11 protein-coding genes, 4 tRNA genes and 3 rRNA genes are annotated in these 17,059 nt (G+C 55.6%); all 18 read left to right on the top strand.

Annotated elements, in window-relative coordinates; translation table 11 throughout:
- The first annotated feature begins 228 nt into the window (after positions 1-228).
- The 18 genes from ABOC32_RS00890 (at position 229) to rpoB (ending at position 17,003) form a co-directional block, all read left to right on the top strand.
- Positions 229-1,765: ribosomal RNA gene (locus ABOC32_RS00890) — 16S ribosomal RNA — on the top strand.
- Between the two features lie 278 nt (positions 1,766-2,043).
- Positions 2,044-4,936: ribosomal RNA gene (locus ABOC32_RS00885) — 23S ribosomal RNA — on the top strand.
- Between the two features lie 135 nt (positions 4,937-5,071).
- Positions 5,072-5,187, top strand: a 5S ribosomal RNA gene (gene rrf / locus ABOC32_RS00880).
- Together the 16S, 23S and 5S rRNA genes form the textbook arrangement of a ribosomal RNA operon.
- A 206-nt stretch (positions 5,188-5,393) precedes the next feature.
- Positions 5,394-6,353 carry a bifunctional biotin--[acetyl-CoA-carboxylase] ligase/biotin operon repressor BirA gene (gene birA, locus ABOC32_RS00875; protein ID WP_426811552.1) on the top strand — a complete coding sequence of 320 codons (960 nt, stop codon included), beginning with the start codon at positions 5,394-5,396 and terminating at the stop codon, positions 6,351-6,353.
- On the top strand, positions 6,343-7,092 hold the full coding sequence (locus ABOC32_RS00870) for a pantothenate kinase (RefSeq protein ID WP_426809838.1): 750 nt from the start codon (positions 6,343-6,345) through the stop codon (positions 7,090-7,092). Before birA ends, ABOC32_RS00870 begins: the two co-directional genes overlap by 11 nt.
- Positions 7,093-7,099: 7 nt before the next feature.
- Entirely contained in the window at positions 7,100-7,525 is a 426-nt protein-coding gene (locus ABOC32_RS00865; protein ID WP_234229351.1) for a hypothetical protein, read from the top strand.
- A gap of 152 nt (positions 7,526-7,677) precedes the next feature.
- A tRNA-Tyr gene (locus ABOC32_RS00860) sits at positions 7,678-7,761 on the top strand.
- A 24-nt stretch (positions 7,762-7,785) separates the two neighbouring features.
- Positions 7,786-7,859, top strand: a tRNA-Gly gene (locus ABOC32_RS00855).
- Between the two features lie 29 nt (positions 7,860-7,888).
- A tRNA-Thr gene (locus ABOC32_RS00850) sits at positions 7,889-7,964 on the top strand.
- Between the two features lie 78 nt (positions 7,965-8,042).
- Positions 8,043-9,236: an elongation factor Tu gene (tuf, locus tag ABOC32_RS00845; protein WP_426809837.1), complete on the top strand. Its 1,194-nt coding sequence runs from the start codon at positions 8,043-8,045 to the stop codon at positions 9,234-9,236.
- Between the two features lie 54 nt (positions 9,237-9,290).
- Positions 9,291-9,366, top strand: a tRNA-Trp gene (locus ABOC32_RS00840).
- A gap of 44 nt (positions 9,367-9,410) precedes the next feature.
- Positions 9,411-9,779 (top strand): preprotein translocase subunit SecE, encoded by a 369-nt coding sequence (secE, locus tag ABOC32_RS00835; protein ID WP_016484648.1) that lies wholly within the window; start codon positions 9,411-9,413, stop codon positions 9,777-9,779.
- Between the two features lie 9 nt (positions 9,780-9,788).
- Positions 9,789-10,322 (top strand): transcription termination/antitermination protein NusG, encoded by a 534-nt coding sequence (gene nusG, locus ABOC32_RS00830; RefSeq protein WP_003255501.1) that lies wholly within the window; start codon positions 9,789-9,791, stop codon positions 10,320-10,322.
- A 119-nt stretch (positions 10,323-10,441) separates the two neighbouring features.
- Positions 10,442-10,873 (top strand): 50S ribosomal protein L11, encoded by a 432-nt coding sequence (gene rplK, locus ABOC32_RS00825; protein WP_003255500.1) that lies wholly within the window; start codon positions 10,442-10,444, stop codon positions 10,871-10,873.
- Complete coding sequence (gene rplA / locus ABOC32_RS00820) at positions 10,873-11,568, top strand: 50S ribosomal protein L1 (RefSeq protein ID WP_234229350.1); 696 nt, start codon at positions 10,873-10,875, stop codon at positions 11,566-11,568. Before rplK ends, rplA begins: the two co-directional genes overlap by 1 nt.
- 197 nt (positions 11,569-11,765) lie before the next feature.
- A complete protein-coding gene (gene rplJ, locus ABOC32_RS00815; protein WP_234229349.1) occupies positions 11,766-12,266 on the top strand; it encodes a 50S ribosomal protein L10 in 501 nt (166 codons plus the stop codon).
- A gap of 77 nt (positions 12,267-12,343) precedes the next feature.
- Positions 12,344-12,709, top strand: coding sequence for a 50S ribosomal protein L7/L12 (rplL, locus tag ABOC32_RS00810; RefSeq protein WP_007957596.1), 366 nt, complete (start codon positions 12,344-12,346; stop codon positions 12,707-12,709).
- Positions 12,710-12,929: 220 nt separating this feature from the next.
- Positions 12,930-17,003 carry a DNA-directed RNA polymerase subunit beta gene (gene rpoB / locus ABOC32_RS00805; protein WP_258654899.1) on the top strand — a complete coding sequence of 1,358 codons (4,074 nt, stop codon included), beginning with the start codon at positions 12,930-12,932 and terminating at the stop codon, positions 17,001-17,003.
- Positions 17,004-17,059: the final 56 nt, after the last annotated feature.

Below are 17,059 nucleotides of genomic sequence, written 5' to 3'. Positions count from 1 at the left end.
GCTTGACAGGCTCTGAGGAAAGCGTAGAATGCGCGCCTCGGTTGAGACGAAAGGCTCTTAACCAAACGCTCTTTAACAAATTGAATCAAGCAATTCGTGTGGGTGCTTGTGAGTACGGACTGATAGTCAAAAAGATTATCAGCATCACAAGTGACCATGCGAGAAATCACATAGTCATTTGAGATTGCTGAGCCAAGTTTAGGGTTTCTTAAAAACCCAAGCAGTATTGAACTGAAGAGTTTGATCATGGCTCAGATTGAACGCTGGCGGCAGGCCTAACACATGCAAGTCGAGCGGATGAGAAGAGCTTGCTCTTCGATTCAGCGGCGGACGGGTGAGTAATGCCTAGGAATCTGCCTGGTAGTGGGGGACAACGTTTCGAAAGGAACGCTAATACCGCATACGTCCTACGGGAGAAAGCAGGGGACCTTCGGGCCTTGCGCTATCAGATGAGCCTAGGTCGGATTAGCTAGTTGGTGAGGTAATGGCTCACCAAGGCGACGATCCGTAACTGGTCTGAGAGGATGATCAGTCACACTGGAACTGAGACACGGTCCAGACTCCTACGGGAGGCAGCAGTGGGGAATATTGGACAATGGGCGAAAGCCTGATCCAGCCATGCCGCGTGTGTGAAGAAGGTCTTCGGATTGTAAAGCACTTTAAGTTGGGAGGAAGGGCATTAACCTAATACGTTAGTGTTTTGACGTTACCGACAGAATAAGCACCGGCTAACTCTGTGCCAGCAGCCGCGGTAATACAGAGGGTGCAAGCGTTAATCGGAATTACTGGGCGTAAAGCGCGCGTAGGTGGTTTGTTAAGTTGAATGTGAAAGCCCCGGGCTCAACCTGGGAACTGCATCCAAAACTGGCAAGCTAGAGTACGGTAGAGGGTGGTGGAATTTCCTGTGTAGCGGTGAAATGCGTAGATATAGGAAGGAACACCAGTGGCGAAGGCGACCACCTGGACTGATACTGACACTGAGGTGCGAAAGCGTGGGGAGCAAACAGGATTAGATACCCTGGTAGTCCACGCCGTAAACGATGTCAACTAGCCGTTGGAATCCTTGAGATTTTAGTGGCGCAGCTAACGCATTAAGTTGACCGCCTGGGGAGTACGGCCGCAAGGTTAAAACTCAAATGAATTGACGGGGGCCCGCACAAGCGGTGGAGCATGTGGTTTAATTCGAAGCAACGCGAAGAACCTTACCAGGCCTTGACATGCAGAGAACTTTCCAGAGATGGATTGGTGCCTTCGGGAACTCTGACACAGGTGCTGCATGGCTGTCGTCAGCTCGTGTCGTGAGATGTTGGGTTAAGTCCCGTAACGAGCGCAACCCTTGTCCTTAGTTACCAGCACGTTATGGTGGGCACTCTAAGGAGACTGCCGGTGACAAACCGGAGGAAGGTGGGGATGACGTCAAGTCATCATGGCCCTTACGGCCTGGGCTACACACGTGCTACAATGGTCGGTACAGAGGGTTGCCAAGCCGCGAGGTGGAGCTAATCTCACAAAACCGATCGTAGTCCGGATCGCAGTCTGCAACTCGACTGCGTGAAGTCGGAATCGCTAGTAATCGCGAATCAGAATGTCGCGGTGAATACGTTCCCGGGCCTTGTACACACCGCCCGTCACACCATGGGAGTGGGTTGCACCAGAAGTAGCTAGTCTAACCTTCGGGAGGACGGTTACCACGGTGTGATTCATGACTGGGGTGAAGTCGTAACAAGGTAGCCGTAGGGGAACCTGCGGCTGGATCACCTCCTTAATCGACGACATCAGCCTGCTGATGAGCTCCCACACGAATTGCTTGATTCATTTGCTGATCAGAACTCAGAAATGAGCATTCCCTGCGAATGTTGATTTCTGGCTTTTGTCAGATCGTTCTTTAAAAATTCGGATATGTGATAGAAATAGACTGACATGCACTTTCACTGGTGTGTGATCAGGCTAAGGTAAAATTTGTGAGTTCTGCTCGAAAGAGCAACGTGCGAATTTTCGGCGAATGTCGTCTTCACAGTATAACCAGATTGCTTGGGGTTATATGGTCAAGTGAAGAAGCGCATACGGTGGATGCCTTGGCAGTCAGAGGCGATGAAAGACGTGGTAGCCTGCGATAAGCTTTGGGGAGTCGGCAAACAGACTGTGATCCAGAGATCTCTGAATGGGGGAACCCAGCCAGCATAAGCTGGTTATCTTGTACTGAATACATAGGTGCAAGAGGCGAACCAGGGGAACTGAAACATCTAAGTACCCTGAGGAAAAGAAATCAACCGAGATTCCCTTAGTAGTGGCGAGCGAACGGGGACCAGCCCTTAAGTTGGTTTGAGATTAGTGGAACGCTCTGGAAAGTGCGGCCATAGTGGGTGATAGCCCCGTACACGAAAATCTCTTATCAATGAAATCGAGTAGGACGGAGCACGAGAAACTTTGTCTGAATATGGGGGGACCATCCTCCAAGGCTAAATACTACTGACTGACCGATAGTGAACTAGTACCGTGAGGGAAAGGCGAAAAGAACCCCGGAGAGGGGAGTGAAATAGATCCTGAAACCGTATGCGTACAAGCAGTGGGAGCCTACTTTGTTAGGTGACTGCGTACCTTTTGTATAATGGGTCAGCGACTTATATTCAGTGGCGAGCTTAACCGAATAGGGGAGGCGTAGCGAAAGCGAGTCTTAATAGGGCGTTTAGTCGCTGGGTATAGACCCGAAACCGGGCGATCTATCCATGGGCAGGTTGAAGGTTAGGTAACACTGACTGGAGGACCGAACCGACTACCGTTGAAAAGTTAGCGGATGACCTGTGGATCGGAGTGAAAGGCTAATCAAGCTCGGAGATAGCTGGTTCTCCTCGAAAGCTATTTAGGTAGCGCCTCATGTATCACTGTAGGGGGTAGAGCACTGTTTCGGCTAGGGGGTCATCCCGACTTACCAAACCGATGCAAACTCCGAATACCTACAAGTGCCGAGCATGGGAGACACACGGCGGGTGCTAACGTCCGTCGTGAAAAGGGAAACAACCCAGACCGTCAGCTAAGGTCCCAAAGTCATGGTTAAGTGGGAAACGATGTGGGAAGGCTTAGACAGCTAGGAGGTTGGCTTAGAAGCAGCCACCCTTTAAAGAAAGCGTAATAGCTCACTAGTCGAGTCGGCCTGCGCGGAAGATGTAACGGGGCTCAAACCATGCACCGAAGCTACGGGTATCACCTTTTGGTGATGCGGTAGAGGAGCGTTCTGTAAGCCTGTGAAGGTGAGTTGAGAAGCTTGCTGGAGGTATCAGAAGTGCGAATGCTGACATGAGTAACGACAATGCGAGTGAAAAACTCGCACGCCGAAAGACCAAGGTTTCCTGCGCAACGTTAATCGACGCAGGGTTAGTCGGTCCCTAAGGCGAGGCTGAAAAGCGTAGTCGATGGAAAACAGGTTAATATTCCTGTACTTCCAGTTATTGCGATGGAGGGACGGAGAAGGTTAGGCCAGCCTGGCGTTGGTTGTCCAGGTTTAAGGTGGTAGGCTGGAATCTTAGGCAAATCCGGGATTCCAAGGCCGAGAGCTGATGACGAGTTGCCTTTAGGCGACGAAGTGGTTGATACCATGCTTCCAAGAAAAGCTCCTAAGCTTCAGATAACTGGGAACCGTACCCCAAACCGACACAGGTGGTTAGGTAGAGAATACCAAGGCGCTTGAGAGAACTCGGGTGAAGGAACTAGGCAAAATGGCACCGTAACTTCGGGAGAAGGTGCGCCGGCGAGGGTCAAGGACTTGCTCCGTAAGCCCATGCCGGTCGAAGATACCAGGCCGCTGCGACTGTTTATTAAAAACACAGCACTCTGCAAACACGAAAGTGGACGTATAGGGTGTGACGCCTGCCCGGTGCCGGAAGGTTAATTGATGGGGTTAGCGCAAGCGAAGCTCTTGATCGAAGCCCCGGTAAACGGCGGCCGTAACTATAACGGTCCTAAGGTAGCGAAATTCCTTGTCGGGTAAGTTCCGACCTGCACGAATGGCGTAACGATGGCGGCGCTGTCTCCACCCGAGACTCAGTGAAATTGAAATCGCTGTGAAGATGCAGTGTATCCGCGGCTAGACGGAAAGACCCCGTGAACCTTTACTATAGCTTTGCACTGGACTTTGAATTTGCTTGTGTAGGATAGGTGGGAGGCTTTGAAGTGGGGACGCCAGTTCTCATGGAGCCATCCTTGAAATACCACCCTGGCAACTTTGAGGTTCTAACTCAGGTCCGTTATCCGGATCGAGGACAGTGTATGGTGGGTAGTTTGACTGGGGCGGTCTCCTCCCAAAGAGTAACGGAGGAGTACGAAGGTGCGCTCAGACCGGTCGGAAATCGGTCGTAGAGTATAAAGGCAAAAGCGCGCTTGACTGCGAGACACACACGTCGAGCAGGTACGAAAGTAGGTCTTAGTGATCCGGTGGTTCTGTATGGAAGGGCCATCGCTCAACGGATAAAAGGTACTCCGGGGATAACAGGCTGATACCGCCCAAGAGTTCATATCGACGGCGGTGTTTGGCACCTCGATGTCGGCTCATCACATCCTGGGGCTGAAGCCGGTCCCAAGGGTATGGCTGTTCGCCATTTAAAGTGGTACGCGAGCTGGGTTTAGAACGTCGTGAGACAGTTCGGTCCCTATCTGCCGTGGACGTTTGAGATTTGAGAGGGGCTGCTCCTAGTACGAGAGGACCGGAGTGGACGAACCTCTGGTGTTCCGGTTGTCACGCCAGTGGCATTGCCGGGTAGCTATGTTCGGAAGAGATAACCGCTGAAAGCATCTAAGCGGGAAACTTGCCTCAAGATGAGATCTCACTGGGATCTTGAATCCCCTAAAGGGCCGTCGAAGACTACGACGTTGATAGGTTGGGTGTGTAAGCGCTGTGAGGCGTTGAGCTAACCAATACTAATTGCCCGTGAGGCTTGACCATATAACACCCAAGCAATTTGCTAGCGCAGATTGCGGTGGTGAAGATGATACGAACCGAAAGTTCGAACGTAACCCACAAATATCGCATATCCGAATTCGCTGGGCTGTCCATCTGGACATTCTGGCTACAGAATTTCTTGACGACCATAGAGCATTGGAACCACCTGATCCCATCCCGAACTCAGTAGTGAAACGATGCATCGCCGATGGTAGTGTGGGGTTTCCCCATGTGAGAGTAGGTCATCGTCAAGATTCATTTCGCAAAACCCCTATCTGCGCATGCAGGTAGGGGTTTTGTCTTTGCGGCTAAAAATTTCCCTGCCTGCTCGAATCCCTCGGGGAACGGGCATGCACGCGAAGCAGGCGGTGCGACGCAAGGCCGCTCCTGCAGGCCCTTTTCCTATGCAAGCCAACAGCCCATGGCTATCATGCGTGCCTTATTCCAAGTCGAGACTGGCATGCTGAAGTTGTTGAATCTCCTCAAGGATGGCCGGTTCCATTCCGGAGAAGCTCTGGGGGCAGCCCTCGGGGTGAGTCGCAGCGCCGTTTGGAAGCAGCTGCAGCACCTGGAGAGCGAGCTGAACCTCACCATTCACAAGGTTCGTGGGCGCGGCTATCAGCTGGCGGCACCACTGGCTTTGCTCGAGGCGCAGGCAATCGCCGGGTTTGCCGAAGGCGAGCAGTGGCCGGTTGTCATCCACGAAATCATCGACTCGACCAACGCCGAAGGCTTGAGGCTTGCCAATCAAGGGCAGGTAGCCCCATTTGTGGTCCTGGCCGAGCGACAAAGCGCCGGCCGCGGCCGACGGGGCCGGCAATGGGTCAGCCCGTTTGCCGAAAACCTCTATTACAGCCTTGTCTTGCGTGTGGATGGCGGCATGCGCCAGCTTGAAGGCTTGAGCCTGGTGGTAGGGATTGCGGTAATGCGCACTCTGCAGTCGTTCGGGGTCAAGGATGTAGGGCTCAAATGGCCCAATGACGTGCTGGTTCGCGGGCAGAAGATCACCGGCATTCTCCTCGAGCTGGTGGGTGACCCCGCCGATGTCTGTCATGTGGTACTGGGTATCGGTATCAATGTGAACATGCAGGTCAATGACCAGGTCGACCAGGAGTGGACTTCGATGCGGCGTGAGGTGGGCGCGGCTATAGACCGTAACCACTTGGTGGCTTCGCTCAATCAGCAAATGGAGCACGAATTGGCACGCCATCGTCGCTACGGGTTTGCCGCATTCCAGGAAGAATGGGAGCAGGCCCACCTTTGGCAGGGGCGCAATGTTTCGCTGGTTGCCGGTAATACGCGCATCGATGGCGTGGTTCTTGGCGTCGACGGGCAGGGCGGCTTACGCCTTGAGGTGGACGGAGTTGAAAAGAGCTTCAGTGGTGGTGAGCTCAGTTTGAGGTTGCGTGATGATTCTTGAGCTCGATTGCGGTAACAGCTTCATAAAGTGGCGCGTGATCCATACCGCTGATGCAGTGATTGAAGGTGGCGGGATCGTCGATTCCGATCAAGCGCTGCTGGCTGAAGTGGCTGCGCTGGCTTCAGTGCGCCTGACGGGATGCCGCATTGTCAGTGTGCGCAGCGAGGAAGAAACCGCCGCGCTTTGTGCGTTGATTGCCCAGGCATTTGCCGTGCAGGCGCATGTTGCGCATCCGGCCCAGAGCATGGCCGGCGTACGCAACGGCTATGACGACTATCAGCGTTTGGGCATGGACCGTTGGCTGGCTGCGCTCGGTGCATTTCACCTGGCCAAGGGCGCGTGCCTGGTGATCGACCTCGGTACGGCAGCCAAAGCGGACTTTGTGGCCGCAGACGGCGAGCATCTGGGTGGCTACATCTGCCCGGGCATGCCACTGATGCGCAGTCAGTTGCGTACCCATACCCGGCGCATTCGCTATGACGATGCTTCCGCCGAGCGCGCATTGACCAGCCTGTCGCCGGGGCGCTCTACCGTCGAAGCTGTCGAGCGTGGTTGCGTGTTGATGCTCCAGGGCTTTGCGCGTACCCAGCTTGAGCAGGCGCGTGCGCTGTGGGGTGAAGAATTCGCGGTGTTCCTCACCGGGGGCGATGCGCCGCTGGTGCGGGAGGCCGTGCCGCAGGCGCGTGTCGTCCCTGACCTGGTTTTCGTTGGCCTGGCCATGGCCTGCCCATTGGATTGAGGTGCCTATGCGTTGGTTGTTTCTGTTGTTACTGGTGCTCAACGTCTTCTATTACGTGTGGCATCAGCAGGAAGCACCGCTGAAGGTCAAGGAAGTCGCCCCCCTGTCACTGTACAAGGGAAATCAGCAAGAAATCCGCCTGTTGCGTGAAACGGGTGTGTCGGCACCACCCAGGCGCCGCGACGAATGCCTGGTAGTGGGGGGTGTGGCAGGGCAGGAGCAGCTGGATGCGCTGCGTCAGCGCTTGCTGAGCCTGGATATTGCCACCTTGCCGGTGGCGGGTCAGCTGCCTGGGGCCGATGGTCGCTGGCTCAAGGTTGCCCCGGAAAGCGAGCGTTTACTGGACCAAACGGTCCTTTCGGCTCTTTCCAATGATTTCAAAGACTTAAAACATAAAATTATTTTCTGCCAGGGTATTGCAACTGGTGAATAGCTTGATAGAATGGCGCCCGCTTCACAGGGAACACCACTCAGGTGGTAGAACTGGAAGCGGTGTCAAAGCAGCTAAGTTTCAGATTTGATTGAAAAAATTTGAAAAAACGCTTGACACTAGGACGGCAGACACATAGAATGCCGGCCACATCTGGAGGGATTCCCGAGCGGTCAAAGGGGACGGACTGTAAATCCGTTGCGAGAGCTTCGAAGGTTCGAATCCTTCTCCCTCCACCAGTTTTAGCGAGAGCCGCAAGCTCCGCGGGTATAGTTTAGTGGTAGAACCTCAGCCTTCCAAGCTGATGATGCGGGTTCGATTCCCGCTACCCGCTCCAAGTTTGCTGGATTTTGCACAAAGTGTTTCGCTCTTGTAGCTCAGTTGGTAGAGCACACCCTTGGTAAGGGTGAGGTCAGCGGTTCAAGTCCGCTCAAGAGCTCCATTTAAACAAGGCAGATATGAAAATATCTGCCTTTGTTTTATCAGCGCAAGACTATTTCTTCTGCGGAGGATTGTATCGATGGCTAAGGAAAAGTTTGATCGTTCCCTTCCCCACGTTAACGTCGGCACTATCGGCCACGTTGACCACGGTAAGACCACTCTGACCGCAGCTCTGACTCGCGTCTGCTCCGAAGTTTTCGGTTCGGCAGTCGTTGAGTTCGACAAGATCGACTCGGCTCCGGAAGAAAAAGCGCGCGGTATCACCATCAACACCGCTCACGTCGAGTACAACTCGAACATTCGTCACTACGCTCACGTTGACTGCCCAGGTCACGCTGACTACGTGAAGAACATGATCACCGGTGCTGCCCAGATGGACGGCGCGATCCTGGTTTGCTCGGCCGCCGATGGTCCGATGCCACAAACCCGTGAGCACATCCTGCTGTCCCGTCAGGTTGGCGTTCCGTACATCGTGGTCTTCCTGAACAAGGCTGACCTGGTAGACGACGCTGAGCTGCTGGAACTGGTCGAGATGGAAGTTCGCGACCTGCTGTCCACCTACGACTTCCCAGGCGACGACACTCCGATCATCATCGGTTCGGCTCGTATGGCGCTGGAAGGCAAAGACGACAACGAAATGGGCATCACCGCTGTCAAGCGTCTGGTTGAAACTCTGGACAGCTACATCCCAGAGCCAGAGCGCGCTATCGACAAGCCGTTCCTGATGCCAATCGAAGACGTATTCTCGATCTCGGGTCGTGGTACCGTTGTTACCGGCCGTATCGAGCGTGGTATCGTCCGCGTTCAAGAGCCGCTGGAAATCGTTGGTCTGCGTGACACTCAAACCACCACCTGCACCGGTGTTGAGATGTTCCGCAAGCTGCTGGACGAAGGCCGTGCTGGCGAGAACTGCGGCGTTCTGCTGCGTGGTACCAAGCGTGACGACGTTGAGCGTGGCCAGGTTCTGGTCAAGCCAGGTTCGGTCAAGCCGCACACCAAGTTCACCGCAGAAGTCTACGTCCTGTCGAAGGAAGAAGGCGGCCGTCACACTCCGTTCTTCAAAGGCTACCGTCCTCAGTTCTACTTCCGTACCACTGACGTGACCGGTAACTGCGAACTGCCGGAAGGCGTTGAAATGGTAATGCCAGGTGACAACATTCAGATGACTGTTACCCTGATCAAGACCATCGCAATGGAAGACGGTCTGCGCTTCGCTATCCGTGAAGGCGGTCGTACCGTCGGCGCCGGCGTCGTAGCAAAAATTATTGAATAAGTAGTTGATTTACTTGATCAGGCCGGTATAATGGCCGGCCTGATACAGCGTTACAGGTCAGTAGCTCAATTGGCAGAGCGACGGTCTCCAAAACCGTAGGTTGGGGGTTCGATTCCCTCCTGACCTGCCATTTCACTTCGGTGTGATGGCTTTCTTCTTACAGGATCCTCCTCGATGACTCCCAAAACTGAAGCCCAAGAATCGCGTTTTGATCTATTCAAGTGGCTGGCTGTAGTTGCTTTGGTGGTTGTAGCTGTTGTGGGTAATCAATATTACTCCGCGTCTCCGATCCTGTATCGCGTCCTCGCACTTCTCGTCCTGGCTGCTGTCGCGGGCTTTGTAGCTCTGCAGACTGCGAAGGGCAAGTCGTTCTTTGCGCTGGCGAAGGAAGCTCGTACCGAAATCCGTAAAGTCGTGTGGCCGACCCGCCAGGAAACCACCCAGACCACGCTGATTGTCGTGGCTGTCGTGCTGGTTATGGCACTGCTGTTGTGGGGTCTTGATTCCCTGCTCGGCTGGGCGGTCTCCCTGATCGTTGGCTAAAGGTGTCCCGTGGCTAAGCGTTGGTATGTTGTGCATGCTTACTCGGGTTACGAGAAGCATGTAATGCGCTCCCTGATCGAGCGCGTCAAGCTGGCTGGCATGGAAGACGGTTTCGGCGAGATCTTGGTTCCGACCGAAGAAGTCGTCGAAATGCGCAACGGCCAGAAGCGCAAGAGTGAGCGTAAATTCTTCCCTGGCTATGTACTGGTCCAGATGGAGATGAACGAAGGGACTTGGCACTTGGTCAAGGACACCCCTCGCGTGATGGGCTTTATCGGCGGTACCGCAGATAAGCCTGCACCGATCACCGATAAAGAAGCTGAAGCTATCCTGCGTCGCGTTGCCGACGGCAGCGACAAGCCGAAGCCGAAGACGCTGTTCGAGCCAGGTGAAGTGGTTCGTGTCATTGACGGTCCGTTCGCCGACTTCAATGGTAGTGTCGAAGAAGTTAACTACGAGAAGAGTCGCCTCCAGGTGGCGGTGCTCATTTTCGGTCGCTCTACTCCGGTGGAGCTCGAGTTCAGCCAGGTCGAAAAGGTCTAGGCGGACGAAGCATCCCAAACCCCGCAGCCCTGTGTGTTGCGGGGTTTTGTCGTCACTGGGATAAAACGCAAGTCATCCGGGGAGCCATCAGGCGTTCGTACCCGATTTTGGAGTAGCTCATGGCTAAGAAGATTCAGGCTTACATCAAGCTGCAAGTTAAGGCCGGCCAGGCCAACCCAAGCCCACCCGTCGGTCCAGCACTGGGCCAACACGGTGTGAACATCATGGAATTCTGCAAGGCCTTCAACGCCCGTACTCAGGGTCAAGAAGCCGGCCTGCCGACTCCTGTGATCATCACTGTCTACAGCGACCGTAGCTTCACCTTCGAGACCAAGAGCACCCCTGCCTCGGTTCTGCTGAAGAAAGCTGCTGGCCTGACCAGTGGTTCGGCTCGTCCGAACACCGTTAAAGTCGGTACCGTTACCCGCGCTCAGCTGGAAGACATCGCCAAGGCAAAACAGGCTGATCTGACCGCTGCTGACCTGGACGCTGCTGTACGCACCATCGCTGGCTCTGCCCGCAGCATGGGCCTGAACGTGGAGGGTGTGTAATGGCTAAGCTGACCAAACGCCAAAAGGCAATCGCCGAGAAAATCGAAGCAGGCAAGTCCTACAACTTCGAAGAAGCGGCAACTCTGCTGGCCTCGCTGCCTGCTGCCAAGTTCGTCGAGTCCTACGACATCGCCGTTAACCTCGGTGTTGACCCGCGTAAATCCGACCAGGTCGTTCGTAGCGCTACTGTGCTGCCACACGGCACTGGCAAGACTGTTCGCGTTGCCGTCTTCACCCAGGGCCCAGCTGCTGAAGCCGCTCTGGCTGCCGGCGCTGACCGTGTAGGTATGGACGATCTGGCTGCCGAAATGAAAGCCGGCGACCTGAACTATGACGTAGTCATCGCATCGCCTGATGCCATGCGCGTTGTAGGTCAGCTGGGTCAGGTTCTGGGTCCTCGCGGCCTGATGCCTAACCCAAAAGTTGGTACCGTTAGCCCAGACGTAGCCACTGCCGTGAAAAACGCCAAGGCTGGTCAGGTTCGCTACCGTACCGACAAAAACGGTATCATCCACACCTCCGTTGGCAAAATCGGCTTTGAAGCTGACAAGCTGAAGGAAAACGTTGAAGCCCTGATCGCTGATCTGAAGCGTATCAAGCCAGCTTCCTCGAAAGGTATCTACGTCAAGCGCGTTACCCTGAGCACCACCATGGGCCCAGGTCTGGTCATCGATCAGAGCTCGCTGAACGTGTAAGAACATGGCGGTGCGACTTGTCGCGCCGCCAGCAAAAATTGGGGTCCCTGCCTGGCGGGGGCTATCCAAGACCGTAGGTGGCGCAAGCCTTAAAACACCAGCCCACGCAGATGGTGCTCCCGATTCGTTACCGAATCAGACACCAAAACGACATCCGGCTTCGGCCAGATGAAACGGTAAAAACCAGGAGTAAACCCGTGGCAATTAAACTCGAAGACAAGAAGGCCATCGTCGCTGAAGTCAACGAGGCTGCCAAAGTCGCTCTGTCCGCTGTTGTGGCTGATGCCCGTGGTGTGACTGTAAGCGCAATGACCGGACTCCGTAAAGAGGCCCGCGAAGCTGGCGTTTACGTACGTGTCGTACGTAACACCCTGCTCAAGCGCGCTGTTGAAGGCACCGAATTTTCGATCCTCAGCGACGCGTTCAAAGGCCCGACCCTGATTGCTTTCTCCAACGAACACCCGGGCGCTGCTGCCCGTCTGTTCAAAGAGTTCGCCAAGGGTCAGGACAAGTTCGAGATCAAGGCAGCTGCGTTTGACGGCAATTTCATTGCAGCGAACCAGATCGACGTGTTGGCTACCCTGCCGACCCGCGACGAAGCTATTGCACGACTGATGAGCGTTATTCAAGGCGCCACCAGCAAGCTGGCTCGTACTCTGGCAGCCATTCGCGACCAGAAAGAAGCTACCGCTGCCTAAGGCACGCGAACTCTTTCAAAATCATTTGTTTAATTTGATGGCTGCGTAGGCCTTCACCCCAATACAGGATTTAAGTCATGTCCCTGACTAACGAGCAAATCATCGAAGCAATCGGCCAGAAAACCGTTCTGGAAGTTGTTGAGCTGATCAAAGCAATGGAAGAAACCTTCGGCGTTACCGCTGCTGTTGCCGCTGCTGGCCCAGCTGCTGCTGCTGCCGTTGTTGAAGAGCAGACCGAGTTCAACGTTGTTCTGGTTGAAGCCGGCGAGAAGAAAGTGAACGTGATTAAAGCCGTTCGCGAGCTGACCGGTCTGGGCCTGAAAGAAGCCAAAGAGAAAGTCGATGGCGCTCCTCAGGTTGTAGCTGAAGGCGTTTCGAAAGAAGCCGCTGAAGACGCTAAGAAGAAGCTGGAAGAAGCAGGCGCTAAAGTCGAGCTGAAGTAATTTCGACTTTGCGATGCCAGCCTGAGCGTTGAGCACAAGGCTGATGGCTGGTGGCTTATGCCACCGGCCTTTTTCCGTTATTGGCGGTCGGTCAAGCCGGCCCCGATAACAAGCTGCAAGACACCCACGTGGGTGGCGCAAACCAAGGGGTTTGCACGATTTTCTGGCTGCTCCCGCCGGGAGAAGCCAAACAAGCAGGTGACCAAGCTGGGGAACGCTGATGGCTTACTCATACACTGAGAAAAAACGTATCCGCAAGGACTTTAGCAAGTTGCCGGACGTCATGGATGTGCCTTACCTCCTGGCCATCCAGCTGGATTCGTATCGCGAATTCCTGCAAGCGGGAGCATCCAAGGATCAGTTCCGCGACGTCGGCCTGCACGCGGCCTTCAAATCGGTATTCCCGATCATCAGCTACTCCGGCAATGCTGCCCTGGAGTACGTAGGCTATCGCCTGGGCGAGCCTGCCTTCGATGTTAAGGAATGTGTCCTGCGTGGCGTGACCTTCGCGGTCCCACTGCGGGTCAAGGTGCGCCTGATCATCTTCGACAAAGAATCGTCGAACAAAGCGATCAAGGACATCAAAGAGCAAGAAGTCTACATGGGTGAAATCCCCCTGATGACTGAGAACGGTACCTTCGTTATCAACGGTACCGAGCGTGTGATCGTTTCCCAGCTGCACCGTTCGCCTGGTGTGTTCTTCGACCACGACCGTGGCAAGACTCACAGCTCCGGCAAGCTGCTGTACTCCGCTCGCATCATCCCTTACCGCGGTTCCTGGCTGGACTTCGAGTTCGACCCGAAAGACTGCGTGTTCGTGCGTATCGACCGTCGCCGCAAACTGCCGGCGTCGGTGCTGCTGCGCGCCCTGGGTTACAGCACTGAAGAAGTGCTGAACACCTTCTACACCACCAACGTGTTCCATATTTCCGGCGAAAAACTCAGCCTGGAACTGGTACCGCAGCGTCTGCGTGGTGAAGTTGCAGTCATGGACATCCATGACGAAACCGGCAAGGTCATTGTCGAGCAGGGCCGCCGTATTACCGCGCGCCACATCAACCAGCTCGAGAAGGCCGGCGTCAAGCAGCTGGACGTTCCAATGGAATACGTCCTGGGTCGCACCACTGCCAAGGCCATCGTGCACCCGGCTACCGGCGAGATCCTGGCTGAGTGCAACACCGAGCTGACCACTGATCTGCTGATCAAAGTCGCCAAGGCGCAGGTCGTCCGTATCGAGACCCTGTACACCAACGACATCGATTGCGGTCCGTTCATCTCCGACACCCTGAAGATCGACACCACCAGCAACCAGCTGGAAGCTCTGGTCGAGATCTACCGCATGATGCGTCCAGGCGAGCCGCCGACCAAGGATGCTGCCGAGACCCTGTTCAACAACCTGTTCTTCAGCGCCGAGCGTTACGACCTGTCCGCAGTCGGCCGCATGAAGTTCAACCGTCGTATCGGTCGTACCGAGATCGAAGGTTCGGGCGTGCTGAGCAAGGAAGACATCGTCGAGGTCCTCAAGACCCTGGTCGATATCCGTAACGGCAAAGGCATCGTCGACGACATCGACCACTTGGGTAACCGTCGCGTACGTTGTGTCGGCGAGATGGCCGAAAACCAGTTCCGCGTTGGCCTGGTGCGTGTAGAGCGCGCGGTCAAGGAACGTCTGTCGATGGCGGAAAGCGAAGGCTTGATGCCACAAGACCTGATCAACGCCAAGCCGGTTGCGGCGGCGGTGAAAGAGTTCTTCGGTTCCAGCCAGCTGTCCCAGTTCATGGACCAGAACAACCCGCTCTCCGAGATCACCCACAAGCGCCGCGTCTCTGCACTCGGCCCGGGCGGTCTGACCCGTGAGCGTGCTGGCTTCGAAGTCCGTGACGTACACCCGACCCACTACGGCCGTGTGTGCCCGATCGAGACCCCTGAAGGTCCGAACATCGGTCTGATCAACTCCCTGGCAGCTTATGCCCGCACCAACCAGTACGGCTTCCTGGAAAGCCCGTACCGCGTGGTGAAGGAAGGCGTTGTCAGCGACGACATCGTGTTCCTGTCGGCAATCGAAGAAGCGGATCACGTCATCGCCCAGGCTTCGGCTGCGATGAACGACAAGAAGCAACTGATCGACGAGCTGGTAGCTGTTCGTCACCTGAACGAATTCACCGTCAAGGCGCCGGAAGACGTCACCCTGATGGACGTTTCGCCGAAGCAGGTTGTTTCTGTTGCAGCGTCGCTGATTCCGTTCCTCGAGCACGACGACGCCAACCGTGCGTTGATGGGTTCGAACATGCAGCGTCAGGCTGTACCGACCCTGCGTGCCGACAAGCCGCTGGTAGGTACCGGCATGGAGCGCAACGTTGCCCGTGACTCCGGTGTCTGCGTGGTTGCTCGCCGTGGTGGCGTGATCGACTCGGTCGACGCCAGCCGTATCGTTGTTCGCGTCAACGACGACGAAGTGGAAACCGGCGAAGCAGGTGTAGATATCTACAACCTGACCAAGTACACCCGTTCGAACCAGAACACCTGCATCAACCAGCGTCCGCTGGTGAGCAAGGGTGACAAGGTTCAGCGTAGCGACATCATGGCCGACGGCCCGTCCACCGACATGGGTGAACTGGCGCTGGGTCAGAACATGCGCATCGCGTTCATGGCATGGAACGGCTTCAACTTCGAAGACTCCATCTGCCTGTCCGAGCGTGTGGTTCAGGAAGATCGCTTCACCACCATCCACATTCAGGAACTGACCTGTGTGGCGCGTGACACCAAGCTTGGCCCAGAGGAAATCACTGCGGACATCCCGAACGTGGGTGAAGCTGCACTGAACAAACTGGACGAAGCCGGTATCGTTTACGTGGGTGCTGAAGTCGGCGCTGGCGACATCCTGGTTGGCAAGGTCACGCCAAAAGGCGAAACCCAGCTGACTCCGGAAGAAAAACTGCTGCGTGCAATCTTCGGTGAGAAGGCCAGCGACGTTAAAGACACTTCCCTGCGCGTGCCAACCGGCACCAAGGGTACCGTCATTGACGTACAGGTCTTCACCCGTGATGGCGTCGAGCGCGACAGCCGCGCCCTGGCCATCGAGAAGATGCAGCTGGACGAGATCCGCAAGGACCTCAACGAAGAGTTCCGCATCGTCGAAGGCGCAACCTTCGAGCGTCTGCGTTCGGCTCTGAACGGCCAGGTGGTCGATGGTGGTGCGGGTCTGAAGAAAGGCACCGTGATCGCTGACGACGTGCTGGACGGTCTGGAGCACGGCCAGTGGTTCAAACTGCGCATGGCTGAAGATGCACTGAACGAGCAGCTGGAAAAGGCTCAGCAGTACATCGTCGACCGTCGCCGTCTGCTGGACGACAAGTTCGAAGACAAGAAGCGCAAGCTGCAGCAGGGCGATGACCTGGCACCGGGCGTACTGAAGATCGTCAAGGTCTACCTGGCAATCCGCCGTCGCATCCAGCCGGGTGACAAGATGGCTGGTCGTCACGGTAACAAGGGTGTTGTCTCGGTAATCATGCCGGTTGAAGACATGCCGCACGATGCCAACGGTACTCCGGTCGACGTCGTACTGAACCCGCTGGGCGTACCTTCGCGTATGAACGTCGGTCAGATCCTCGAAACCCACCTGGGCCTCGCGGCCAAGGGCCTGGGCGAGAAGATCGACCGCATGATCGAAGAGCAACGCAAAGCCGCTGAGCTGCGTGTATTCCTCACCGAGGTCTACAACGAGATCGGCGGTCGTCAGGAAAACCTCGCCGAGTTCACCGACGAAGAGATCCTGGCCCTGGCCCACAACCTGAAGAAAGGCGTGCCAATGGCTACCCCGGTCTTCGATGGTGCCAAGGAAAGCGAGATCAAGGCCATGCTGAAACTGGCCGATCTGCCAGAGAGCGGCCAGATGGTGCTGTTCGACGGCCGTACCGGCAACAAGTTCGAGCGTCCAGTGACCGTTGGTTACATGTACATGCTCAAGCTGAACCACTTGGTGGACGACAAGATGCACGCGCGTTCCACTGGTTCCTACAGCCTGGTTACCCAGCAGCCGCTGGGTGGTAAGGCGCAGTTCGGTGGTCAGCGTTTCGGGGAGATGGAAGTGTGGGCGCTGGAAGCATACGGCGCGGCATACACCCTGCAAGAAATGCTCACAGTGAAGTCGGACGACGTGAACGGCCGTACCAAGATGTACAAGAACATCGTGGATGGCGATCACCGTATGGAGCCGGGCATGCCCGAGTCCTTCAACGTGTTGATCAAAGAGATCCGTTCGCTCGGTATCGATATCGATCTGGAAACCGAATAACACGTGACGCGAAGGGGAGTGGGGCAGGTATTGCCCGCTCCCTGCTCCGCCAGGAG

The sequence above is a fragment of the Pseudomonas sp. WOUb67 genome (genome assembly GCF_050058005.1).
GTDB classification, from domain to species: Bacteria; Pseudomonadota; Gammaproteobacteria; order Pseudomonadales; family Pseudomonadaceae; genus Aquipseudomonas; species Aquipseudomonas putida_R.
Note: the sequence above shows the minus strand (reverse complement) of the source record. Positions and strands in the feature narration are given on the sequence as shown.